The organism is Acinetobacter sp. YH12235, from assembly GCF_013417705.1.
Classification (GTDB): Bacteria; Pseudomonadota; Gammaproteobacteria; order Pseudomonadales; family Moraxellaceae; genus Acinetobacter.
Genome location: NZ_VPDL01000007.1, coordinates 21,523 through 43,621, shown reverse-complemented (window position 1 = coordinate 43,621; position 22,099 = coordinate 21,523). Strand labels below are relative to the sequence as shown.

Annotated in this window: 33 protein-coding genes; 16 read left to right on the top strand and 17 right to left on the bottom strand. The window is 41.0% G+C overall.

The genetic code is table 11. The features are described 5' to 3' along the window. Nucleotides 1–276: 276 nt before the first annotated feature. The gene (locus FTV13_RS05350; protein WP_034171182.1) at nt 277–1,296 is read left to right on the top strand and encodes a site-specific integrase; all 1,020 of its coding nucleotides are present in this window, start codon (nt 277–279) and stop codon (nt 1,294–1,296) included. On the opposite strand, the gene FTV13_RS05345 is transcribed toward FTV13_RS05350, so the two are convergent. From FTV13_RS05345 to FTV13_RS05305, 9 genes are read right to left on the bottom strand one after another with little or no spacing between them, the layout of a single operon-like run. Continuing rightward, nucleotides 1,293–1,571, bottom strand: coding sequence for a hypothetical protein (locus FTV13_RS05345; protein ID WP_034171181.1), 279 nt, complete (start codon nt 1,569–1,571; stop codon nt 1,293–1,295). The two genes, FTV13_RS05350 and FTV13_RS05345, sit on opposite strands and share 4 nt — an antisense overlap. Next, a complete protein-coding gene (locus FTV13_RS05340; protein WP_180011293.1) occupies nt 1,571–1,933 on the bottom strand; it encodes a hypothetical protein in 363 nt (120 codons plus the stop codon). Before FTV13_RS05340 ends, FTV13_RS05345 begins: the two co-directional genes overlap by 1 nt. After that, nucleotides 1,926–2,162 (bottom strand): hypothetical protein, encoded by a 237-nt coding sequence (locus FTV13_RS05335; protein ID WP_180011291.1) that lies wholly within the window; start codon nt 2,160–2,162, stop codon nt 1,926–1,928. The genes FTV13_RS05340 and FTV13_RS05335 overlap by 8 nt, the downstream gene beginning before the upstream one ends. Continuing rightward, nucleotides 2,155–2,541, bottom strand: a complete 387-nt coding sequence (locus FTV13_RS05330) for a hypothetical protein (protein ID WP_180011289.1) — start codon at nt 2,539–2,541, stop codon at nt 2,155–2,157. The genes FTV13_RS05335 and FTV13_RS05330 overlap by 8 nt, the downstream gene beginning before the upstream one ends. Continuing rightward, nucleotides 2,541–2,825, bottom strand: a complete 285-nt coding sequence (locus FTV13_RS05325; RefSeq protein WP_257218490.1) for a hypothetical protein — start codon at nt 2,823–2,825, stop codon at nt 2,541–2,543. Before FTV13_RS05325 ends, FTV13_RS05330 begins: the two co-directional genes overlap by 1 nt. Beyond that, complete coding sequence (locus FTV13_RS05320; protein ID WP_180011286.1) at nt 2,822–3,502, bottom strand: putative quorum-sensing-regulated virulence factor; 681 nt, start codon at nt 3,500–3,502, stop codon at nt 2,822–2,824. The genes FTV13_RS05325 and FTV13_RS05320 overlap by 4 nt, the downstream gene beginning before the upstream one ends. Further along, the gene (locus tag FTV13_RS05315) at nt 3,499–4,620 is read right to left on the bottom strand and encodes an ATP-binding protein (protein WP_180011285.1); all 1,122 of its coding nucleotides are present in this window, start codon (nt 4,618–4,620) and stop codon (nt 3,499–3,501) included. Before FTV13_RS05315 ends, FTV13_RS05320 begins: the two co-directional genes overlap by 4 nt. A gap of 1 nt (nt 4,621) precedes the next feature. After that, a complete protein-coding gene (locus FTV13_RS05310; RefSeq protein ID WP_180011283.1) occupies nt 4,622–5,158 on the bottom strand; it encodes a hypothetical protein in 537 nt (178 codons plus the stop codon). Next, nucleotides 5,155–5,622 (bottom strand): hypothetical protein, encoded by a 468-nt coding sequence (locus FTV13_RS05305; protein WP_257218489.1) that lies wholly within the window; start codon nt 5,620–5,622, stop codon nt 5,155–5,157. The genes FTV13_RS05310 and FTV13_RS05305 overlap by 4 nt, the downstream gene beginning before the upstream one ends. 183 nt (nt 5,623–5,805) lie before the next feature. On the opposite strand from FTV13_RS05305, the gene FTV13_RS05300 reads away from it, so the two are divergent. Next, nucleotides 5,806–6,102, top strand: coding sequence for a hypothetical protein (locus FTV13_RS05300; RefSeq protein ID WP_180011280.1), 297 nt, complete (start codon nt 5,806–5,808; stop codon nt 6,100–6,102). Between the two features lie 23 nt (nt 6,103–6,125). Here the strand turns inward: FTV13_RS05300 and FTV13_RS05295 are convergent, their stop codons facing one another. The 8 genes from FTV13_RS05295 to FTV13_RS05265 all read right to left on the bottom strand — a co-directional run bounded on the left by FTV13_RS05295 (nt 6,126) and on the right by FTV13_RS05265 (nt 10,788). After that, entirely contained in the window at nt 6,126–6,359 is a 234-nt protein-coding gene (locus FTV13_RS05295) for a hypothetical protein (RefSeq protein ID WP_180011278.1), read from the bottom strand. 46 nt (nt 6,360–6,405) lie between these two features. Continuing rightward, nucleotides 6,406–7,353, bottom strand: a complete 948-nt coding sequence (locus FTV13_RS05290) for a sensor domain-containing diguanylate cyclase (RefSeq protein WP_180011276.1) — start codon at nt 7,351–7,353, stop codon at nt 6,406–6,408. A gap of 222 nt (nt 7,354–7,575) precedes the next feature. Continuing rightward, nucleotides 7,576–7,929, bottom strand: a complete 354-nt coding sequence (locus FTV13_RS05285; protein WP_005104451.1) for a hypothetical protein — start codon at nt 7,927–7,929, stop codon at nt 7,576–7,578. 208 nt (nt 7,930–8,137) lie between these two features. Further along, on the bottom strand, nt 8,138–8,473 hold the full coding sequence (locus tag FTV13_RS15740; RefSeq protein ID WP_257218488.1) for a hypothetical protein: 336 nt from the start codon (nt 8,471–8,473) through the stop codon (nt 8,138–8,140). Between the two features lie 94 nt (nt 8,474–8,567). Further along, a complete protein-coding gene (locus FTV13_RS05280; protein WP_106105089.1) occupies nt 8,568–8,864 on the bottom strand; it encodes a hypothetical protein in 297 nt (98 codons plus the stop codon). Then, nucleotides 8,854–9,450, bottom strand: coding sequence for a type II toxin-antitoxin system MqsA family antitoxin (locus FTV13_RS05275; RefSeq protein ID WP_106105090.1), 597 nt, complete (start codon nt 9,448–9,450; stop codon nt 8,854–8,856). The genes FTV13_RS05280 and FTV13_RS05275 overlap by 11 nt, the downstream gene beginning before the upstream one ends. 10 nt (nt 9,451–9,460) lie before the next feature. Then, the gene (locus FTV13_RS15590) at nt 9,461–9,880 is read right to left on the bottom strand and encodes a hypothetical protein (protein ID WP_213065516.1); all 420 of its coding nucleotides are present in this window, start codon (nt 9,878–9,880) and stop codon (nt 9,461–9,463) included. 206 nt (nt 9,881–10,086) lie between these two features. Further along, nucleotides 10,087–10,788, bottom strand: a complete 702-nt coding sequence (locus FTV13_RS05265) for a LexA family transcriptional regulator (RefSeq protein WP_180011273.1) — start codon at nt 10,786–10,788, stop codon at nt 10,087–10,089. Nucleotides 10,789–10,903: 115 nt separating this feature from the next. On the opposite strand from FTV13_RS05265, the gene FTV13_RS05260 reads away from it, so the two are divergent. The 14 genes from FTV13_RS05260 to FTV13_RS05195 all read left to right on the top strand — a co-directional run bounded on the left by FTV13_RS05260 (nt 10,904) and on the right by FTV13_RS05195 (nt 22,074). Further along, nucleotides 10,904–11,158, top strand: a complete 255-nt coding sequence (locus FTV13_RS05260) for a YdaS family helix-turn-helix protein (RefSeq protein WP_180003580.1) — start codon at nt 10,904–10,906, stop codon at nt 11,156–11,158. 57 nt (nt 11,159–11,215) lie between these two features. Next, the gene (locus FTV13_RS05255; protein ID WP_180011271.1) at nt 11,216–11,707 is read left to right on the top strand and encodes a phage regulatory CII family protein; all 492 of its coding nucleotides are present in this window, start codon (nt 11,216–11,218) and stop codon (nt 11,705–11,707) included. A 52-nt stretch (nt 11,708–11,759) separates the two neighbouring features. Continuing rightward, nucleotides 11,760–12,524 carry a phage antirepressor KilAC domain-containing protein gene (locus FTV13_RS05250; RefSeq protein ID WP_180011269.1) on the top strand — a complete coding sequence of 255 codons (765 nt, stop codon included), beginning with the start codon at nt 11,760–11,762 and terminating at the stop codon, nt 12,522–12,524. 223 nt (nt 12,525–12,747) lie between these two features. Further along, nucleotides 12,748–13,674: a YdaU family protein gene (locus FTV13_RS05245; protein WP_180011267.1), complete on the top strand. Its 927-nt coding sequence runs from the start codon at nt 12,748–12,750 to the stop codon at nt 13,672–13,674. Next, the gene (locus FTV13_RS05240; protein ID WP_180011265.1) at nt 13,667–14,443 is read left to right on the top strand and encodes a hypothetical protein; all 777 of its coding nucleotides are present in this window, start codon (nt 13,667–13,669) and stop codon (nt 14,441–14,443) included. The genes FTV13_RS05245 and FTV13_RS05240 overlap by 8 nt, the downstream gene beginning before the upstream one ends. After that, nucleotides 14,440–14,697 (top strand): hypothetical protein, encoded by a 258-nt coding sequence (locus tag FTV13_RS05235; RefSeq protein WP_034703025.1) that lies wholly within the window; start codon nt 14,440–14,442, stop codon nt 14,695–14,697. Before FTV13_RS05240 ends, FTV13_RS05235 begins: the two co-directional genes overlap by 4 nt. Beyond that, nucleotides 14,694–15,104 carry a DUF559 domain-containing protein gene (locus FTV13_RS05230; protein ID WP_180011263.1) on the top strand — a complete coding sequence of 137 codons (411 nt, stop codon included), beginning with the start codon at nt 14,694–14,696 and terminating at the stop codon, nt 15,102–15,104. Before FTV13_RS05235 ends, FTV13_RS05230 begins: the two co-directional genes overlap by 4 nt. After that, a complete protein-coding gene (locus FTV13_RS05225) occupies nt 15,101–15,607 on the top strand; it encodes a hypothetical protein (RefSeq protein ID WP_180011261.1) in 507 nt (168 codons plus the stop codon). The genes FTV13_RS05230 and FTV13_RS05225 overlap by 4 nt, the downstream gene beginning before the upstream one ends. Nucleotides 15,608–16,281: 674 nt before the next feature. Further along, nucleotides 16,282–16,722, top strand: coding sequence for a hypothetical protein (locus FTV13_RS05220; RefSeq protein WP_180011259.1), 441 nt, complete (start codon nt 16,282–16,284; stop codon nt 16,720–16,722). Next, nucleotides 16,682–17,323, top strand: coding sequence for a putative metallopeptidase (locus FTV13_RS05215; protein WP_180011257.1), 642 nt, complete (start codon nt 16,682–16,684; stop codon nt 17,321–17,323). The genes FTV13_RS05220 and FTV13_RS05215 overlap by 41 nt, the downstream gene beginning before the upstream one ends. Before the next feature lie 47 nt (nt 17,324–17,370). Then, complete coding sequence (locus tag FTV13_RS05210) at nt 17,371–17,835, top strand: DUF2280 domain-containing protein (RefSeq protein ID WP_005236588.1); 465 nt, start codon at nt 17,371–17,373, stop codon at nt 17,833–17,835. Further along, nucleotides 17,836–19,371: a phage terminase large subunit gene (gene terL / locus FTV13_RS05205; RefSeq protein ID WP_180011255.1), complete on the top strand. Its 1,536-nt coding sequence runs from the start codon at nt 17,836–17,838 to the stop codon at nt 19,369–19,371. It abuts the gene before it with no gap. 9 nt (nt 19,372–19,380) lie between these two features. After that, on the top strand, nt 19,381–20,865 hold the full coding sequence (locus FTV13_RS05200) for a DUF935 family protein (protein ID WP_180011253.1): 1,485 nt from the start codon (nt 19,381–19,383) through the stop codon (nt 20,863–20,865). 3 nt (nt 20,866–20,868) lie between these two features. Then, nucleotides 20,869–22,074, top strand: coding sequence for a phage minor head protein (locus FTV13_RS05195; protein WP_180011251.1), 1,206 nt, complete (start codon nt 20,869–20,871; stop codon nt 22,072–22,074). Nucleotides 22,075–22,099: the final 25 nt, after the last annotated feature.

Below are 22,099 nucleotides of genomic sequence, written 5' to 3'. Positions count from 1 at the left end.
ATTCACTACAGGCTTGATCAACGCGGGATGATGATCTTGGCTACAAAGAAAGTAGGTAGTATACAATGATTTTAGATGATCTTTTCTGATAAAAAAACAAAAAATAAAATATAATCAGATTTAATTATAATAAAAACAATAATTTAAAACAGTCTATTAATCCTATCCCGTCACTAAACCATACCCAAAACTGCACAAAATCCCTTCTATATCCTTCCATTTTTTTACTTTACCGATAAAATGCAAAGTAATCTGCACCAAATCTGCACCAATAAAATGAAAATACCCAAACCCATCCAGCGAGGGTCCAGCTGGCGCATCATTGTCACTTTTGACAAGCAAAGATATTCAGCTACCCGAGACACAGCGAAGGAATGTGAACAGTGGGCCTATAATAAATTGCTTGAACTTCGATCTGGTAAAAAGGCAATAGAACAAGGCGAAAAGCCGAATTATCCATTTAGGGAACTTTGTGCTAGATACTATCAAGAGCATGGTCGTCACATGCGATCTGCACGGACTATCAATTTTAAAATTAAAAACCTTGACCGGATTGCACCAAATTTAGCTGACAAGTCTATTTATGATTTCAAGCCTGCTGACATTGCAGAATGGCGAAATAACCGTAAAAAAGAAGTGAAGATAGCAACACTCAGGAATGAACACGCCATTTATTCAGCCGTGTTTACCTATGCCATGAAAGAACTGTTTTTGATTGATTCTAACGTCTGGCATGCGGTCACCATGCCGAGCAAGGAAAAATCCAGAAGCCAGCGTATTACAGAAGAAGATCAAGAATTGTTGCTAAAGGCGTTAAGTTGGGATGGATCCACAACACCAGAAACGTCACGTCACTATGTAGCATGGGCATTTCGATTTGCTCTGGAAACTGCTATGCGTCAGGGTGAAATACTGGCAATGCGTAGGAAGGATATTAAAGAAGGCTTTGTGCATTTACCGATGACAAAAAATGGTGAATCCAGAAACGTGCCTTTATCTGGTGAAGCCAAAAGACTGCTTTCTTTATTACCTAAAGGAACAGATAAACTTCTGCCTATTGATAAACAGATATGTTGTGCTACATGGATGAGAGCAAAAAAAAGAGCAGGGCTTACACATATTAACTTCCATGATTCACGACATGAAGCCATCACTAGAATGGTGAAGGTGAGAAAATTACCGGTTGAAGTGCTGGCCAAAATTACAGGCCACAAAACTATCTCAATGCTGGTGAATACTTATTACAATCCAGATGCTCAAGATTTGGTAGAAATGTTTAACGACAGTGAGAGCTAATTAGCTCTCGGTCTGCCTACTTTAACTTTGGTTGTCAGCAGGTCATGGGCCAACTTTGGATTGTATAGCGCCTTGCCTTGTGTGCCTTGATTGATCGAAACTAATTTTTCTCTAATCGTAGTCACTGACAGATTGTATTTTTGAGCCAGATAGGAAGCTGAAACCAGTTCAACTTCAACCTCTTTAAGCTCCTTCACCGTTGCACCACCGATAGTCTGACCCAGCATAATTTGAGGCGGTCTTTCGGCTTCAACGGTGATGGTGTATCGAGCCATTAAGTTACCTCTTTTAAACTTTGTTGTACTGATTCCGGTAAACCAAACACATCCTTAAAAGCCTGATCAAAACCACCGCTTGCAATGAGTTGATCGATGTTGTTTGCAGGTTGTTCATGCTTTGCGATGTAGCTGCTCAATGCCTGATATATACCGTTTGAATTTCCCTTTGTTACACCGACATGAATCTTGTCACCGATGTTTTTAACTGAAAATTCAACATTCAGATTTGAAGCGTCAATGATTTCCATAAATGGTAAGAATTCGTCCTGATTAAAAATCAGATCAAATGGCATTTCTTTATGCAGCTCATCACACACATAGTTAGCCAATTGAAGTTTGGTTAATTGAATTTCAGTCATTGGCTGGCTCCTTATGTTCAGTGCGAATATCAACACCACAAAAAGGGCAGTGATTCAAAACCACACGGTTTTTCTTAAATCGACCTGCAACAATTTGAAGTCGGGCAGAATTTATTTCACGATGACTCATGCGCTGTGCTTGAATATCACCATATTCATTGCGAGTGACTTCACTTAAGGCATCGCACATATTTAGCCAGTTCCCTGTATTTACGCATTTATCAGTCATTGGCTGGCTCCTGTGGTGCATCTGGTAAAGGCATCCAATGGGTTACATCTGTTACCGACTTGAAAGACCATACAGGCACAAGGCGCACTCCACTAACTTTGTCCCATGTAAGCACTTTCTCATCAGAATCGTTTTCAACTGGTTTTATTTCTTTAGCAACAAACCATTCCGGCACTGCTTGGGCTTTGGCCTCCTTCCATGCTGACCAGCTAAAAAGAAGAGCTGTGATTAATTTTCCACACTTCTTTTCAATATCAGCAGGAACATCAGTACGTTTGATGTATGCTCCAAATTCAAAGAAGGTGTATTGCGCAACATGCTCAAGGCGTTTAAAGCATTCAGACTGCTCAAATTCAGCTTTTAATTTTTCAATATCCATCACGCCACCTTCATAATCTGATTAGCCACAATCTTTGCTAAGTTTTCGCTGGTTTCATTCGAAACATTCGGGCAGCGCAGATGCATTTCATATTCATCAAATAGCACCTGACATGCTGCATTACCTGTTAAATCATTCTTTAAAAACACATAGCTCAGTGATTTGCGTGTACCTTTGCCTGAGAAAGTAGAGCTACCATCTGCAAGTTCTTTCTTGGAATAACCCAGCTTTTCGAGCCACAGCTTAAAACCAGCTTCATGTTTCTTTTTAATTTTGAAAATCATGCCGCAGCCTCCAGTGCTTTACGTAAATAAGGGTCAATATCAGTGGTAAGCATCCATTTCACATAGTCCTTTGGAACCTCTTTTAATGGAGTACCTTTATGTTTGCCATAAGGCATTACATTTGGAGTGCGTACCTGTTCAGATAGGACATGCAATGAATTCATGTCTTTGATACCCAACTTTAAACAGATGTTTTTCAGGATGATGTATGTGAACCAGATGTCATACTTCGCACTGTGAGCATTACGCAGGTAATTACATGCTTTTTCCTTGTCTGAGCTCACAAAATAGAACAGGGCGCTCAGGGTGTGAGTTTCCAGTTCTGGCCATGTGAAACGAGCCAGAGCTAAAGTACAGATCGATTTTTCAGGAACATCCGTACCACATTTACGGATCGCTTCAATGTCGTAATTGATGTTATGGCCAATCAAGCAATCCACATCTTTAGGCAAGCGGAAAGTATCAAAGCTTGGCTTGCCTTCGATGTCAGCTTCCAGGATGTGATGCACTGCCATTGCACCGTAAGCGATTGGCTCAGGACATGAGTAGAACTCATCAAATATCTGGCTTTGATCAAACCCCAAGTTACCTTGCTCAAAAGAGCAAGGTGCGTATGCGATTTCAATAGGGAAACCATTAATCGTATGAGTTTCCGTGTCCAAAATTATTGCTTTCATGCGTTAATAGTTTCCTTTGCTAATTGTTCAATTTCTTGTTGTACAGCTGCCAGTTTGCTGGCTTCAATTTGATTAAGTGCATCAATACCGAGATGCTCACATACGGTTTTTGCATCTAGGCCACGTTCATCGATAAAGGCCTGGAGGTCAGCCAGTTGCTGGTCATTAATGCCAAAGAACTCAACAGGATCTACCCAGACCTTGCGTTCTTTATGGAATTCGCACTTCATTTCCTTGGCACGTTTGACCAGTTCAGCCCGCATGTTTTTGTAATAAATATGCTGGTCATCAATTGACTCAGTAAGCTGGTTTAGATCGCTGGCATACTGAGCCTCAGCACAGCTCTGGATCCAGTTATCTAAATCTTCCTGAGCCTTCATTGATGCCAGTTGTTCAGGTGTCATGGTATTGATGTGGTCCTTGGCCTGCTTGATGAGATCTGCCAGGAAAGACGGATTCGCTTTTAAGTCTGGAACCCATACCTCACCAGTTTCACCGCCTAAACCACCTGCATTTTTGGCATGGTGAGTAGGGCAAGGTCTAAAGCTGATCACACGTTCATGTTTGCCTTCACCTGTTTGCACAGTGGTGAGATAACCCATTACATCTGCAATGCGGTACAGCTCATTACGGTTCTTACCACCCAGATCTGGTCGGTAAATTACCTGGTCACCGTTCTGATCTTCTGATGCATGGGCAATGAAAACGACGTCTTTACCTGAAGCAATTAATGTGTTCACGTATTGCTTGAAGATGTTATTGGCCAAGCCTTGGGCTTTAAGTTTTAAAGAGCCATCTTTTTGCTTGTTCGTGCTGTTTAGCAATAGATGGGTTTTAATGCTTTCAAGCATTGCACCTACCGTATCAATTACAATAGTGTTGAACGGAGCTAAATCGCCAGGTGTTAAATTTGCTACATCAGCCCACTGATTTACTTGAACTACAGCACCGCGACGCAGTTCGCCAGTACGGTGAGAACCTTTATCGAAGTCGAATGAAATTGCTTTTTCACCGGTGAAACCAATAGATGTTTTACCCAAGCCCGGATCTGCGTACAGATAAACGATAATGGCTTGAACCAATAGCGGTTGATCCGCTGGAATAATATTAATCGCCATCTCAACGCACTCCTAGCTGACGGTTTTTGCGTTTAAAGTTCTTATAGTCCTCAGACCCAAAGAAGCCGGTACTTTCTAAAACTTGATGTCGTTTATTTTTGCGCATGGCGACTCGCGCATTTTCCAAACCATCTAGAATCCACTGTGGAGCTGTAGACTTATCCATCTTCTTCAGAGAGCCGTCAGGCTGGATAGAGTAAATCAACGTATTGCAGAAATAGTCAGCAATAGTTCCTGAGCTTTTGATACGTAAAGCGAAGTAGCTCACCCGATTTTTACCAACCCTGTAAATCTCAAGTCCTTCAAACGTCTTGATGTATTCAGAGAAGTAACGATGAGTTGAGCCAAACTCTACTGGCATTGGAATGACAGGTAGTTCATCTGCTTTGAATTGCAGGAAACCAGTGTAAAGATCAGCAAAATTAACTTGTGCTTGGTCATTAAGCGGGGACCAATCATCAGAGCCATATTCACACCAGTAAACCAGCTGGCCATTCAAAAGTGCTTCAAAGATTTGGTCGGCAGATTTAAGAATCATGACTGCACCTCCACCAGACGGTGTTTCATGATATAGCCAGCGATCATTGCGTTGATTTCGCGGTGATCCTGATAATCAGTGAAGTCGTTATAAGAATTGCCATTGGCATCGAATACCTTGATTTCACCCAGTTCTATCACTTCTACATTAGTGAACTCGGAACCCGGCACACCGTAGTCGTCTGGATGTGCTGCAACTTCAAACGAAGTGATTTCCAAACGAAAGCCATCAAGATTCAAGATTGCTTCACCGCGTACATCGTCCAGCATTTTTAAAGAGACTATGCCGTATTCAGACTGAATGTTTTGAGCTGGAGCTGCTTGGCTAGTGCCAAAGTCAGCATGCCAACCAAACGCTAATGCGCTTACAGTTAAGGCAGTAGCAACAAGAGTTACCTTGAAGCTATTGTGTGGAGTCAATTTTGCATTCATAATAATTTCACTCACAGTTAGGTTGTGGGTCATGCTCCAGGTTGTTAGCGCAACGCTGGAGCTTTTTGTTGTCTGTGAATGTAATTTAGTATTTACTAAATAAACTGTCAATAGTAATTACTAAATAAATTTGGTGAAAATTAAGTCTTTGCTAATTTTTATGTTTTAATAGACAAAAGAAAACCCATCACAGGGATGGGTTGTTTGGAGTTTGTTATGGATAAGCTAAATTACTTGACAGTAGAAAGCCTGCAGCATGATCCGCGTGCTCATATGGTTAATCGTTTAATTTTTAATGGCGTTACAGAAGCAGAGGTGCTGATTAGTGTTACTGATAAGCTCTTAAATTTTATCGGAGAAAGTGGATTGTTTGATAAAGCCACACAGGATGAGAGGGCTTTATCAAACTGGCGCAAGGATATGGTTGATCGCTTAATGCTTCAAGGTCTTACAGACGCTGAGGTTATAATAAATACCGTAAATAAACTTTATGTTTTTTTGGTTAAGCAATGAATTAAGCGTGATTGATATTTAACTTATTTAAGGTAGGTGAAAATAGTCGGATCTTTTTCAAAGTATAAGATGCTGTACTTGTTACCACGTGATTGTAAATAATTCTGAATATCTGCCAATAAATTAGAGGACTCACTTAAATTAAAAATAAATGAATTTAAGCTAATGCGCTCAAAACCAGAAATTTCTCTCCTGTTGAAACTTTTAATTTCCTCATCAGAGATATTGAGACCATTAATTATAAGCAAGGCTTTCATTCTTTTCTCCACCCGATCCAAGAGCCGCTCGGGTTCGCGTTTTTTATTAATTAGTCTCAGGTGATTTGCTCAGGGCTTTATCCTGATACATTTTTTCATCTGCCTCTATGATAGCTGCTGATAGACCGTATGTGGGATTTCGCATTGCAAAACCAATTGCAGCACTAATGCCAGCTTTTGCAATAGCAGTTTGAATTCTGGTTGCAAGTTTATCCGCATTTTCTCGGTTGGTTTCAATACTGAGTACAGCAAACTCATCACCACCTAGACGAGCGACAATATCATTATTGCGTACAGTGTTTTTGAGGGTTAAAGCCATTTTTTGAATGAGTTCATCACCTGCAGCATGCCCCAAAGTATCATTGGTGATTTTGAGGTCATTAAGATCAATCATGAGAATAGCAACAGGGTGACCATATCGCTTGCAGCGCTTTTCTTCTAATACAATTAACTGGTCCCAAGCACGACGGTTAAAAAGGCCAGTCATGGGATCGGACAATGCCTCCATTTCAAACCGTTCAGCTTTACGTATGTACTTAGCGGCTTTTAATTCAGCTTGAATATTATAGCTAAGCACTTGTGCTAGCAGCTCAAATAATGGAGCTTCCTCGACCAGATTTTTAGATTGAGGTTCAGGATCGATTGCACAGAGAGTGCCAAAAAGGGACCCATCTTCTTTATACAGAGGTTGGCCGATATAGGCTTTAATTGGGACTAAGTGATTTATAGGTGCGTCTACGTAAACTTGAACATCGGGCGAGTAAGGGGCAATGCGGGGCGCATTATTTTGTACCATGTGTGAGCAGAACGAATCTGCCCATCGAAATACTTGTCCTGGCTTAACGTTATAGCCATTATCTTCACTTAGTAACACAATCCAGTCATCACCTTCAGTACGGGTAATCATCCATAACTTAAATCCAAATCGTTGAGATAAGAATTTTAAAATAGCTTGGCCAGTCTCTTCGAAATTCTTAAAGTTAATATTATTCATTAAGTTAGTCCGTATTTGCACTAAGAGAGATATGGAAAAACAATTTTTAGACTACAGCGTCATATATTATAATTTTAAACTGATTAGCTCACTAATTATTCAAAAATTTAATTCACTTTACTTAAAATTTCTAGAAATTCCATCGGTTAATAAATAGAAATATTACTTCATATAATAAAAAGACAACCCACCAATGGGGTGGGTTGTCCTAGAGCAATAATCTTATTTTTTGTATTCAGTAATACTGATAGGTTTGTCTTTCATAAACTCTACAATACCTTCACCAGCTTTGAAGTGAATTGAAACGCCGTCATCATTGGCCAAACGCATACCACTTCCTGAAATAGCTCGTTTAAGGTGATAAACCTTGCCAGAATTATCTGTCATTTCTGCAGTTTCAAAATTATCTGAAGATTTCAATTCAACTGTAAGATCCATTGGACCAGTAAAGTTAATTACCTGAGTTTCAGCTGGAGTATTGCTCACAACTTTTTCTTGCACCACTTCGTTTTTTGGATTTGAAGTACAGCCAGTAATTGCTAATCCTAACAATGCTGCGCCTAACAGATATTTCATTGAGACTTACCTTTCTATTTATGAATCATAGGTGTCTTTATACTAATTGTTATAATGTAGCGTTTAAAGACAAGGTTACACTTACCTTACATAAAGAAAAAACCACCGCTGGGGTGGGTTAGTAGTGCTTTACTTTGTTATTACAGGCCTTGCCATGGTTGGCCTTGAACCTAGTGTAGTAGGGCGATATTTCAGTAGGAAGAAACGTCTAACATTGGATATTGCTTGTCTGCTTGTAGTGATCTAGAACTAGATCCATGTCAGCCAAGAGCACTGTCTCACTGTATTCACCTGGTGATAGCTTAAGTAAATTAGGCATATAGTTGTTTTTATATTCATGCGGATAGTCCCTACAAAGAATCTTTACCCGTACCTCTTGAGTGGTGAACTCTGAATCAAGCTTTTCTATGTATTTACTAAGAATGTTATCTGAGTTCTCAAGAGCTGCTGTGGTTGTGATTGGGTCTATATCTTGACTTGGTTGCTTCTGGCAGCCGGTAAAAGCTAAAGACAAGAGTAAAGTGATAAGTGTAATGTACTTCATAGTTATAGTTTTATTGTTATTGGAGTTCGAATTATAAGTCAGTCTGAGAAAAAGAAAACCCACCGCTGGGGTGGGTTATGGAAACAAAATGAAATTATAATTTTGCTTTAAATTTCTCAATTTCTTGTAATAGGTTTGATTTCAATGCTGGATTATCTAAGGACTGTGTAAGTATTTCAATCATTTCAAGCAGGGAAGCTGTAGGCATTATAAGAGTTAATTTTTCATTTAATTGCTGGAGATGTGGCTCTTCTAAGCCGAAAGTTAAACGAGCTACATTCGCACCCATTGCCAAACTACTCATTTTATCAGCATAGATTGTTTGATGATCTATACCTTTTTTATGCTGAAGATTTTCTACTTTTTCAAGTTTTATGTTTTTACTGGACACGAGAATATACCTCTACAATACTTTTGTTTGTTAGTACATCAAAATTAATTGCAATACTATTAAATTCATTAATACCACTTAGAGTAACGATAGGTTCAGTTACTGATTCGCTTTCCGGGAATCGAATAAGGCTAGTTGAAATTGCAGGTTGCTTAGATGGTAACAAAGTAATATTTCTAGCATTAGCTAAATCCCTTATCCCGCTCGGATTAGAGCGTGCTAATCGTAACGCGGAATCCATTGGAATACTTTGCATCAAGTCATCATTCTCATACTTGGAAAATGCGACAGGGCCTCCACCAAAAATTGCACCAGCATCTTTTATTGAAAGACCGAGCAACAAACGAATTCGCTTAACCTCTATAGAACTCAGTAAACCATCTACTTCTTTTTGAAATTTAATCATTGCACGTTTATTTTGACGAAGCTGATGACTTGTAGCGGTTTGAGAAAAACAAACGTCACATTCTGAATAACAAAGATCAAGCTCTGCTGAAGTGTGCTTATAAGTGTGAAGCTCTTTCTCAACTTTAGTCTTGAGAGTACCCATTTCACATATTGGGCATACCATTTTTCTATTTGTCATTTACGTGTACCTAGTAGCTTAAGTGACATGAAAAAGTACATATTAGTTTCCCAGCTTTATTTATACAGAACTTCAAGAAGTAATATACATCCAGATCCTTGTAAGAGGATTCATTATATTCTTTCCGGTTAAGCTCATAACTATCACATGCGAACCATGGGCTCTCAGGGCTAGTTTCACACCATTCAGAGTCAATATATCTACCTTTTTGTAAGGTATCCATAATCAAAACTTTTAAATCTTGGTCATCAAAACCTAAACGCTGGAGATCAGCGATACTCTTACGAGTCATCGTTTTAGGTAAACTGCGTTTTAAAACCTCAAGCACTTCATCCGGTGGATTCAAAGGTCCTTGGGTTTGAATTTTCCTGCTTGATGATGAGTCACTTGGAGGTGAATCACCATATTTGCTTAATACAATTCTTACCATAATGGTAACTTACCCATAAGATAACATTAATTTTGATTTAAGATAACTATTTTTTGTATTCCATTTTTCAAGGAAATTCTATAAAAATAGAAACTTATGATTTATTTCACTTTAATTTATATATTTCTATACAAACTAACAACCTTACCCAAGCCGCATATAGCGGCTTTTTATTTCCACAAAGTCACCGGTGACTTACTTTTTTATTAATACTTAAAGTCTTTATGGTGCTGAACCACGACACCAATGATTGAAATTTCGATCTGAGATGAATTGTAAGTAGGGAAGTCTGGGTTTAAGGGAACCAGCTCAATAATATCCACCCCATGCTCATTGACCCCAACAACACGGTATTTTTTAAATGTAGTCATTGCTACACCATGCTGAATTTCCTGAGCAACGACTAATGAACCAGGTTTTGGATCTAAGGCTGCATCTACAACAATTTCATCACCTGGCATAAATTCAGGTGCCATGCTCAGGCCATCAATTTCTAACGAAAAAACGGCGTTTGGATCTTTGCCTTCATAACTTGTATATGTTTCATCTTTTGGATGAACGCCGTCGTATACAACTTCCCGCCATATACCAGCTTGGACAAAATCTAATACCGGAATCTTCCTTAGTTTTCTTCTAGAGGGTCTTACATTTGAAACTGGCGCAACTTCTGTAGCTTGTGTTTCTGCCGACTCCCTATCTAATGAACCCGGTTCCCATCCAACCTTTTTCTCAAGATTACGAGCCGCACGCTCACCAAAACTCCCATGACCTTTCACAAGTTGAGATATATAGCTTGGATTAAGGTCGTAATGCTCACAGAAAGCAGCATCCGAAGAAAAACCCTCAGATTTTAATTTGGCATCAATAGCCTGGCGCAAATTAGCGCGTCTTAAAGAAATTATGTCCATTTAAGTATTTCACAGACTTTTTAGTAAAAAGTAAATTCGCAAACACTAAATGTTTATTGACTTATTAAGTGATAAAAATTAGTATTTACTAAATTAATTAGTAAAGGAGATTAAAATGTCTTCTTCTCAAACAACCGAACTAAAAAACTATCTAAGTCAATTAACTCTCAGTGAGCGAAAAGCATTCGCCAAGCGCTGCCAAACATCAATTGGTTACTTAAATCAAATTATGTATGGCAACAGCAAGTGCGGGGCTTCTCTGGCAATCAAAATTGACAAGGAAAGTAACGGTCGAGTGAGTTGCGATTTATTGTGCCCAGATGTGGATTTTGACTACATCCGAAATCAAGCTTTATCGCTCACTGCTTAAACCAATTATCAACCAGTAAGCGTTTTTAATAAACGTGAACTTAATCAAGGTGTTCACATGGATATATCCAAGGAAAGTAAAACCGCGCTACACAAGATGATTCACCAATCAAATGGGATTACACCTAAAGAGATTGCTGATGTTGTTGGTGTGTCTCATAACACCATTTTGAATTATGCAAATCCAAACATGGAAAACCATTTGCCGAGCCTAAAGGCATTTGAAGCAATGCTGACCTATACACAAAACCCGGCTTCTTTAAAAGTGTGGGCGCACAAATTAGGTTTTGCATTAATGCCGGTAGAGCAAGCGGAAGGAAAAGATCATCAACTAGGTGTTCTTGAATCACTGCTTGGTATGAATGTTGGGAATGGTGCAGCAAATAAGCAAGTTTTATCTGCTCTGGAAGATGGTGTGGTGACACCTACTGAAATGGATGAGACAGATCGCATCCTGGAAGAAATTGAACACAAAATTCAATCTTTGCGTAAAGCCATGAAAGGCGAGTGTGCAAAGTATTTATCAGCTCTACAAATGGAAAAAGCCTGATGGTCTAGATCAGGCTTTTCCGGTTGTTCACTAACGGTCGAGGAAAGTAAACATGAATATGTTAGCACAAGGAAATTTTAACATAAACGAAGTAACGATGTCATCACTTGAGATTGTTGATTTCATTAATGAATATCGCGCAAAAAGTGAAACCAATCCGGTGCAACTTCGCCATGATCACTTTATGGCAAAAGTGCCGAAGGTTTTGGGTTTAGAGGGTCTCCCAAAATTTAGGGATACCTACATTAACCAACAAAATGGACAAACCTATCCATGCTATCGCTTCCCAAAACGCGAAGCCTGCCTTATGGCTATGTCATATAGCTATGAGTTACAAGCTCAAGTCTTTGATCGTATGACTGCAATGGAAGAAGCACTTAAGGCAAAAAATAGCTTTGACATCACCAATCCAGCACATCTGCTTCAAGCAATCGAAATTCAAGCCAAGCTCAATATTGAGTTAAGTGAAAAAGTAGCAGTACTCGCACCTAAGGCTGAGGCACTGGAGACCATTGCTGATACTTCTAACACTTATTGCTTACGTGAATGTGCCAAAACAATCGGCATTAAAGAATCTGAACTCATCCAGCTACTGATTAATAAGAAATGGATCTACCGTGATTCAGATCGCAAGCTCCAGCCACATGCCCAATATGTCTTAAACAAGGTTTTCACCAATCGTACGTCACCAGTAATTGTTAATCGCAACGATGGCAAAGAACGAGTGTTCCTGCATATGCGTGTCACTGCGTTTGGCCTGACTCGTATCACTGGCTTGGTAAACAAAGTACGTAATACAAAGCAGGTGGCGGCATGAGCGTGGAAGTCAGAATTTCTAGTATAGATCGTGATAATAAAACGGTCATCGTTGAGGCATACAACGGTAACTCCAAAATATTCAGAAGCCCAATGAAATACAAGCAAGAAACCAAAAAGAACTTTGAGTCAATCTTAAAGAGAGAACTTAAGGCTTTTAGTTCTGCTGTCTGGGGGGGGCGAGGGTTTCACATAGTTTATTTATTCAGGTTGGAGGGTGAGTAATGCATAAATATTTACACCATATTGGTGACTTCATGCGTGACACCGTGCATTTAACTGCTCTGGAAGAATGTTTTTACCGTCGAGCACTTGATTTCTATTACCTGAATGAAGGTCCTTTACCTAAAGAAACCCAGTCGGTTTTTCGTCGGTTACGTGCATTAACCGATGAGGAAAAACAGGCAGTCTTAAATGTGTTAAGTGATTTCTTTACTGAAGAAGATGATGGATTTCACAACAAGCGTTGTGACTCCGAAATCAAAGGTTATAAAGAAAATGTTCAAAAAAACCGTGAAAATGGGAAGAAAGGTGGTCGACCTCCTAAAAAAAAGGAAGATAGCAACCCAAATGAAAGCGATTTTGTTGATTCTGAAAACCCAGAAAAAACCCAGTCGGTTATTTTGGGTTGTGAAAATGAAACCCAAAAAAACCTTAACCATAAACCATTAACCAATAACCAATTTATAGATAGTAGTAGTAATACGCGCGAGCAAGATTTTCCTTTGCCACCAATTCGGTTTTCTCAATATCAACCTGAGGATCACAAACGCTATTCAGTTCTTGAATGCGTGAACGTGTATCCAATTCATTACGACTTCATTGAACTCGGAAAACAACGCAATCCTGAACTACCAGAACAGGATCTGATTTCCATGTTTACCAACTTCGGTGATTTCTTTTCAGCGAAGGCGGATAGCAAAAACACTCCAAGCCTATGGCTGGTGAAATGGTTTACCTGGATTCAAAACAACAAAGACGAAGTACGCCGTCAGCGTGAGGCTAAGTCTCAACCTCAAAAACCAAAATCTTTTTCAGGTGCAGCAAGCCGTACTCAAAACGAAGTTAGCGACTGGATATCTGAAATTGGCAGCAATGATCAACCAGCAATGCGTGATGTGCATGAAGTGGAGGGTGTGAAATATGCTTAACGAATTATCTCAACAACAAACTACTCACGCTGTACAGCAATTCAGTGAAACGGATGCACGTAAGCTGGTTGAAGACATGCTTCTGATGTATGGCAAGAAGTTCACGGATCAGTGGTCAGGTTTGAAAAAAAGCCAGGTGATTGAGAAGTTTGTCGAAAAGCTTTCTGAGCTGACTTATGAGCAGTTTCTACGTGGATTGAAACGTCTGGATACAGCTGAATGGCCGCCATCGATTCCTGAGTTCAAAAACTGGTGCAAAGGTGTTTATGAATATCAGACTCCGGATGAAGCATGGCTACAGGCACTGAACTATGAAAAATCAAACCGTGTTTGTCGCATCAATCGCATTGCCCGGGAAGCATTCTATGCAGTGGTGGGTCCATACGGCAGCTTAAAGCCTACCGATACTGTGCATAACGTATATTGCAGTGTGTACAAGCGACTGATCACAGAAGCCAAAGAACGCGGTGAGCCTGATGAGAAACTGCCAACAGTTAAACAGCTGGCTGAACCAAAGCAGCCTGATGAGATAGATCATCAACCTGTTCCAAACGAAGTAGCTCAGCAAGCGCTTGAAGAACTTAAAAAGCGCATGAATGTAAAAAACCGTCATGTGCCAGCACTCCAGCGTTTACAGGTGAAGCTGACTCCAATAGCTGATCCATGGCCAGATCCTTTCAATGATCCTGAAGCGTACTTGGAGAAATGTGAAATGGATGGGGTGAAGGTGCCTAAGGTTATTCGTGAGCAGTTGGGAGGTGGGGTGTGAACATACCTAGCATCCAGCGTTTCGAAGAAATCAAAGATATTCTGGTGTATGTGGCTTTCTCTAAACATGAAGTCACATCAGCAGAGCTTGAAGAGCATGTATGTGACAAAACTAGATCTTCTTTAAATCAAAAATTGCGCGGTCTGGTTCAGGCAGGCTACTTGGCTTTTAGATGTAATCACTGCACCAGATTGTATGTGGCCACAGAAAAGACCAAACAGCTATTTGGAGTGCGTGCTGTGGGGGATGCATGACCAGCTACTCAATCGCTGAATACAAAAAAATGGTTAAAGCCACTAGACCGAAAGGGCGCTCCACACGCCCTAAGGTGAAAGGCGAAAAAGTACCGAATGAGTTTGAAGCGAAGCTGGCTAGAGAATTAAAGACATTAAAAATTAAGTTTGAGCAGGAGTTTTATTTTCATCCTGATCGCAAGTGGAGAGCAGATTTTCACTTAATTGATAAAAAGATTCTGGTAGAGATTGAAGGCGGGATATGGAGCGGAGGAAGGCACACAAGGGGTAAAGGCTACCTTGGGGACATGGAAAAGTATAACGCAGCAACAATGATGGGTTTTCAGGTAATACGGTTTAGTACAGATCAAGTGAAGTCAGGTCACGCGATCCAGCAGATAGAGAAGATGGTAGGGGAAATACGATGAATGCAGCAGTAACGATTATGCAGGCGACGAATTGGGGCAAGTTTAGCTTTGAAGACTGGTCACGTCAGCTTGGGGCTTGGATTAATGGTGATAGTGAAGTAATGGTGATGGTTGTAAAGACTATGCCAACCAAGCGCATTACCCAGAAACAGCGTGAAGATTTGCTTGCGATGTATATGCGTGATGAATCACTGATTGATCGTCTACGTGTGCGCCGTACAGGTACATGCTGTCAATTAGACAATAATGAGGCACGTGCAATTCATAAGCTATTTTTGGATTTGCAATCTATTGATGATGAGATTGTTCAGGAATGGATTAGTGTCATCTGGTCACACTATGTGATGAGTAGTTCTATTCGGGATATTGCTGAGAGCAACGATACCCACATTGCACAGATTCAACAGGATATTAAGTGCGGATTGGCCTTTATTAAATCGCGTTATCCTCACTTTAAATTTGACAAATTTGCCAAGAAAGAAGCGAGTGAAAAATGTGCTTGACGTGTATATACGGGGTATGCGATATTCGTGATATAGTGACCGAAGTGTACATTGATGCATTAAGTTGATTTAAAAGCTCGCCAAATGGTGGGCTTTTTTATTGCTTAAAATTTCATAAACCAACAACAGGAGACAGCCATGAAAGACGGTTACGGCTTAGGCTGAACATTTGATTAGGTGTGCGCGCACATTTCAACTATACGCCCAGCGTGCTCACCAGATTTTAAAAGAAAGCAAATCTGTCATAGATAGCGCATTACCGGAAATATTGCGCTGAGGCATCCGGTGGTTTGCTTTACTTATGAGATCACAAGGAGATCCACATGCTCCAATTCCTAAAACGCCTATTCTGCTTTCATCACTACGATTACCAGTCTGATATTTTCGTTCAGGTTGAATGTAGGAAATGTGGCAAATACAAGAACGATTTCACAAATTAATAATTAGCCATGTTGGCGCAAAGACCCTGCTGTATTAGCGGGGTTTTCTTTTCTTATTGGTGATATCCATGACAGACAAGGTACAAGCTAAACAAGACTTAGAATTTTGCAGTGCTGAGCTGTCTAAGTATCAGAACCTCAGTAGATCAGGATTAACGCTCAGTGAACTACATGCAATTGACGGCATCATGATTAAGCTGAAAGAACGTATTAAGAATCTGCGGTTCGCTTTGTATGGATCCTAAACACTATAAAAAATTAACCGATAAAGACCCAGTAAAAAATAAACCTCGTAACAGACCACTACCTAAAGCTGGTGAGAAATACTTAGAAGCATTCGATCGACTGAAAGAAATTCTTGATCGAATGGAAATCAAATATGAAGAGTATTTCCATTTTAAAACCACTAAAAACTGGCGCTTTGATTTACACCTGGTTGGCTACCTTACTTTGATTGAAATTGCTGGTGGTCCATGGTCTGGTGGACGTAAAGGTAAGTTGGCGACTAAAGCTTGGAGCATAGATCGCTATGACCATGCTGAAGAAATGGGATATCGGTATACACGCTTCGAAGTATCAGATATCTCATCATCCAACAGGGCTATACAGTGGCTTAGAAATTTAAAGGCATCACATGGAACAGTTCAGACCATTCCCACCGACGGATCTGATTGATCAGGCCGAGGCAGAGGAAGCTATTCGCTTGGCACCTGCACCAGAGCTTAAAGAATGGGTTGTGAAGAATTGGCTCACTTTAGGTGGAGAATTGCATAACCCAGATCATGATCATATTGCTGAACTACTTCACGACAATGATGAGTTCCTTGCATTCGCCTGGGCTTCATCTGCCGCTCTAGCGAAAAAACGTATGGTATTAGGCCAGTGTGAAAAGGTTATGTTTAACGTGGGTGGCTGGAAGAAAGCACGCCAAGAACAACAGATGCGAGACTGGTTTAGTTTCGTACCTCAATATCTGATTACCGTTGACGCTACTTATTGTGAACAAGCTACAGATCGAGACTTCTGCCGGTTGATTGAGCATGAGCTTTATCACATCGGTGTAGAGCGTGATGAAGATGGCGAAATCATTTATAGCGATGTAACTGGGCTGCCTAAGCATTACTTGGCTGGCCATGACGTGGAAGTGTTCTTTGGTGAGACTAAACGATGGGGAGCTGATGATTCAGTGAAACGTCTCGTTGAAATTGCCAAGAATGCGCCGTTTGTATCTGAAACAAGTATTGCTGCGTGTTGTGGGAACTGTGTCATCGGTTAAATTTTTTTGCCTACTTTGCATGACGTAGCATGACAAAAGGGGGATTTATGGCAGCACTTAAAGAGCCTGTAAAAATATTTATTGTTCAAGCTCTTGCATGCCGTGATACCCCTCAAGAAGTTGCGGAGTTGGTCAAGCAAGAGTTCAACATCGAAATCGATCGTCGTCAGTGTGAAAACTATGATCCGACTAAATACGCGGGTCGCAATCTCGGGAAAAAACTTGCAGATCTATTCAACCAGACTCGTAAGAAATTTGATGAAGGTTTGATAGATATTCCAATTGCCAGTAAGTATTACCGGCTTAAGCAATATCAGAAGCAACTTGAAAAAACCAAGAATGCAAAATTAGCACTCAAGATTCTTGAACAGGCTGCTAAAGATGTAGGTGGTCAATTCACTAACAGACAAGAAATTACGGGTAAGGACGGTGAAGCATTACAGACTACAGTTGTCCATGCTACTCAAGAACAGGTTGAAGCTGCGGTGAAGAAGGCCCAAGAGGAATATTAAATGGATCTGCAAACACAGGTTGAAAAGAAGCTGTGTGAGGATGAGCATTTATATTTCACCCGGCGATTCTTTAAGCCCCGTATGGGCTTTAAATTTACGGTGAATTGGCACCATGTTTATATCTCATGGATTATTGATCAGGTGATAGCTGGTGAGATTGCGAACGTGGTCATCAACGTTCCACCAGGCGCGGGTAAAACTGAACTGACAACTAATTTAATCCCGCGAGGTTTGGCTCTAAATGCTCGATCACGGTTTTTGTATTTATCCTTTTCTCAATCACTAGTTGAGGGTGTATCAGATACGGCGCGTGACATTGTGAAGTCCAAAGACTATCAGATGATGTGGGATTTAACGGTTTCCAATAGTACTGACTCCAAAAAGGAATGGAAAATTACAGTTGAGGACTACGATGTAGGTCATGTCTATGTGGCCTCCATGGGTGGACAGGTAACAGGACGGCGCGCAGGAACACTGGCTGATGATGGCTTTACAGGTTGTATCATTATCGATGACCCATTAAAGCCAGAAGATGCTTTCAGTAAGATCAAACGAGATGCCGCCAATCGCAAGTTACTTAATACGGTGAACTCACGTAAGGCCAAGTCTGATACACCCATCATCATGATCATGCAGCGCCTGCATACTGAGGATCCAACCAATTTCGTCATGACAGGCAATTTACCTGGTGAGTGGACTCAGATATCCATTCCGGCTTTGATTGATGATAAGTACATTGAAACACTGCCAGAGCATATTCAAAAACTGGTACCGCGAGATGCAGAGCGTGATGAGCAGGGTCGCCAAAGTTACTGGCCAAAGAAGGAATCACTTCAATCCTTATTACAGCTTGAAAAGGGTGGTAAGGATAAAGAAGGTGCCACAGTATCCCGTTATACATTCTCCAGTCAGTACATGCAGCAGCCTAAGAAATTAGGCGGTGACCTGATTAAATCTGAATGGTTTGGATTCTATAAAGATATTCCAGAACTTCAGTGGCGTGCTGTCCTTGTCGATACCGCTCAAAAGACCAAAGAGCACAATGACTATTCCGTATTCCTACTTGTAGGCATGGGGATTGACGGCAAGCTGTACTTGCTAGATCTCTTGCGCGGTAAATGGGAAGCACCAGAACTTAACCGCCAGGCTAAAGCATTTCTGGATAAGCACAAAGAGTACACCTGGCATACCAAACCTATCCGCTACATGAAAGTAGAAGATAAGGCATCTGGTACCCAATTAATCCAAACACTCGGCACTTACTCCGGTGTCGCTGTGATTCCAGTCCAGCGTAATACAGACAAGCTATCCCGTTTCATGGATGTGCAGGTCCATCTCGAAGCAAACTATAAGGATAAACCGGAAGATCGTTTTGTGATGGTACCTAAAGATGCTCATTGGATCGGTGAATTCTTTGAAGAATGTGAAGCATTCAATGCGGCATTTACCCATGATCATGACGACCAAGTAGATACGCTAATTGATGCGATTGAAGATGCAGTAATTGCGATTAATTACAGCCCTCCGGCTGCATAAGGTTGAGTTATGTCTAAGAAAAGGAAAAAACCTGAGAATGCAAAACCTGAAGCTGGTGCACTGTATTCTCATGAAGCTGAACAGGCTTTAATCAGTTATCTGACCAAGATGCCAGACGGCGATGAAGTACTTCGAAAAGCCGGGGTCACACGTCCACGATTGAAAGTCATGATGTATGACGATGAGATTTATCAGGCTATTGAAAAACGCCAGGATAAACTTGAGAGCGCATCATGGCGTGTAGAGCCGATGGACCGACCGGAATCTAAAATCATTATGGAGCATTTACGTGAGTGGTGGTCTGAGATTCTCTTGGGTGCGCAGAATGCTCGCTGGTACGGATATTCTGTATTAGAGGCAATCTATACCAAGCCTGAGGAACCGAGCCTACATATTGATGGCAATACCATTACGCCGTTTATTGGTTTTAAGTGGATTGGTGAAAAGCCAATGCAATGGTATGAGCCTAAGAATGATGGTCGTCTGATGCTGCTGGCTAACTACAATACAACTCGGCAGGATCAGGAGGTTGATCAGCGCTTCAAACACTTTTTGACACGTTGTAAATCTACTTATGAGAATCCATTAGGTGAGGCTCTTTTAAGTCGACTGTACTGGGTCTGGTTCTTCAAAACGTCTGGCTTTAAGTTCTGGGCCAAGTTCGTTGAAAAGTTTGGCTTACCAATGCTGGTTGGTAAAACTGCCGGCAAGACGACAGATATGCGTGATGCACTACTTAGAGCACATGCCAGTTCGGTAATTGCTTTAAGCGGTACAGATTCGGTAGAGATCCAGACAGCCAATACCAATGGCAACGCATCACAGACATTCGAAACTTTTGACAAGAACCTTGAGCGCCGTATTCAAAAGGTAATTCTGGGTCAGACTCTCACATCTGGTACCGATGGTTCTGGATCTCGTGCCTTAGGTGATGTTCATCTTGAGGTTCAAAACTCAAAGTACAAGGCCGATGTGCGAATGATCATGCCGACGATCCAAGCCATTATTAATGCGCTATGCGATATCAATGGCTGGGAACGACACCGGGTCATCATTGGTGAAGAGAAGTCACTGGAAGAACCTAAAGCGGATCGTGATGTGAAGTTAAAGAATGCCGGTGCAGTCTTAACGCCACAATACTTTAAGCGTGAATATGGTCTGGAAGATGGTGATGTGATTGAACAGCCTCAAACTGGCTTCAATCAATTCACTGCACTACCTCGCCAGGCATTCAACTTCAAGGCAACAGCAAACAAGCTTTCACCTGAACAGCAGGAAGTTGAAGAGCTCACAGATGGCCAAGATGAATTGCAGCTACTTAAGCCGGACCAAGTCAAGGAATTGATATTCAAGTCTGATAGTCCAGAAAGTCTGGCTTATAACCTGATGCAATTAATACCTGATGCAACTCAGACACAGTTCACAGCTAATCTGGATCAGGCTTTATATGCTGCAGATGTGTTGGGATATGTGACGGCTCAAAACGGGAAGTAAGCTATGCAACCAGTCACGTTTCTTGAGGCACTTCAGTACGCCCACAGTAAAAAGATCGTGCTGCCTGATGAGTTTTATTCAATGGACCTTAAGACCCGACAGATGGCAACCACGGTTAGCTTTCTATCGAGTCTTGAGCAGGTTGAAACCGTCATCAAGGCAGTGAATAAATCCATTGCCGACGGTGGTACCTTTAAGGATTTTCAGAAGCTAATTGAAGAATCTGAAATCATTCTGCCAAGGCACTACCTGGATAATGTATTTCGTACCAATATTCAAAGTGCTTATGGTCATGGCCGTTGGCAGCAACAGCAACGGAATAAGGTTAAACGACCTTACCTGATGTACTCGGCGATCAATGATAGTCGAGTGCGTCCAAGTCATTTGGCCTTGAATCGGATTGTATTGCCGATTGATCATCCATTCTGGCTGACACATTACCCGCCGTTGGGTTTTCGTTGTCGCTGTACTGTAGTTGCTCTGACTGAGAAGCAGGCATTGAAATACGGCATTACGCCAGATGATCAGTTGCCTGAGATAGCTGAAGCCTTAGATTGGAGTTCTCATCCATTGCAGTTTGGTGAACTTGAATTGCTGGTAGATAAAAAGATCAGCACTTCAAGTCTGGATAAAGAATATCTTCTCGAGCAGAAAGAGGTAATCAAGGCTGAATGGACGGCGAGTAAAAAACTCACAAGACTATTTGCTCCAATGGATGATAAAACTCGGGACCTGTTCGATACGGTGGCTAATACGGTTATTCCACTTGATCCCAGCATTCGACCAAGTGCGATTCGGACTTTCCTTGATTATGTACAGGGGAATGATTCAGCACTGACCAGTTACTTAAACTCTGCTACAAGCTCTCTGGCTGATGATGTGCTTAAACGCTGGCTTAGTACCGATATGGCAGCTATTCAGACTGTGGCAAGCAATACGGCTTCAACTGTGGTGGGTGCTGCGACACTTCAGCAGGTAGCTGCGTATCAGGTAGGGCAGACAATCCAATTGAATGCGCCGTTGCTGATGGCTGATACAGCTTCAGATATCGCAATTAAGATTGAGAATGCCAAAGGATTAGGTATTGATCTGGATATGCTGAATGCTGGTAACGGTGTACTGATTCCGATGGGATTATCATTTGAAGTGGTTTCGATTGAAACAGTTGAAGGGCGGGTGGTTTATACACTCAAGCCTTTGTTGAATTAGTTTTTAAAATGAATATGACCGCCTT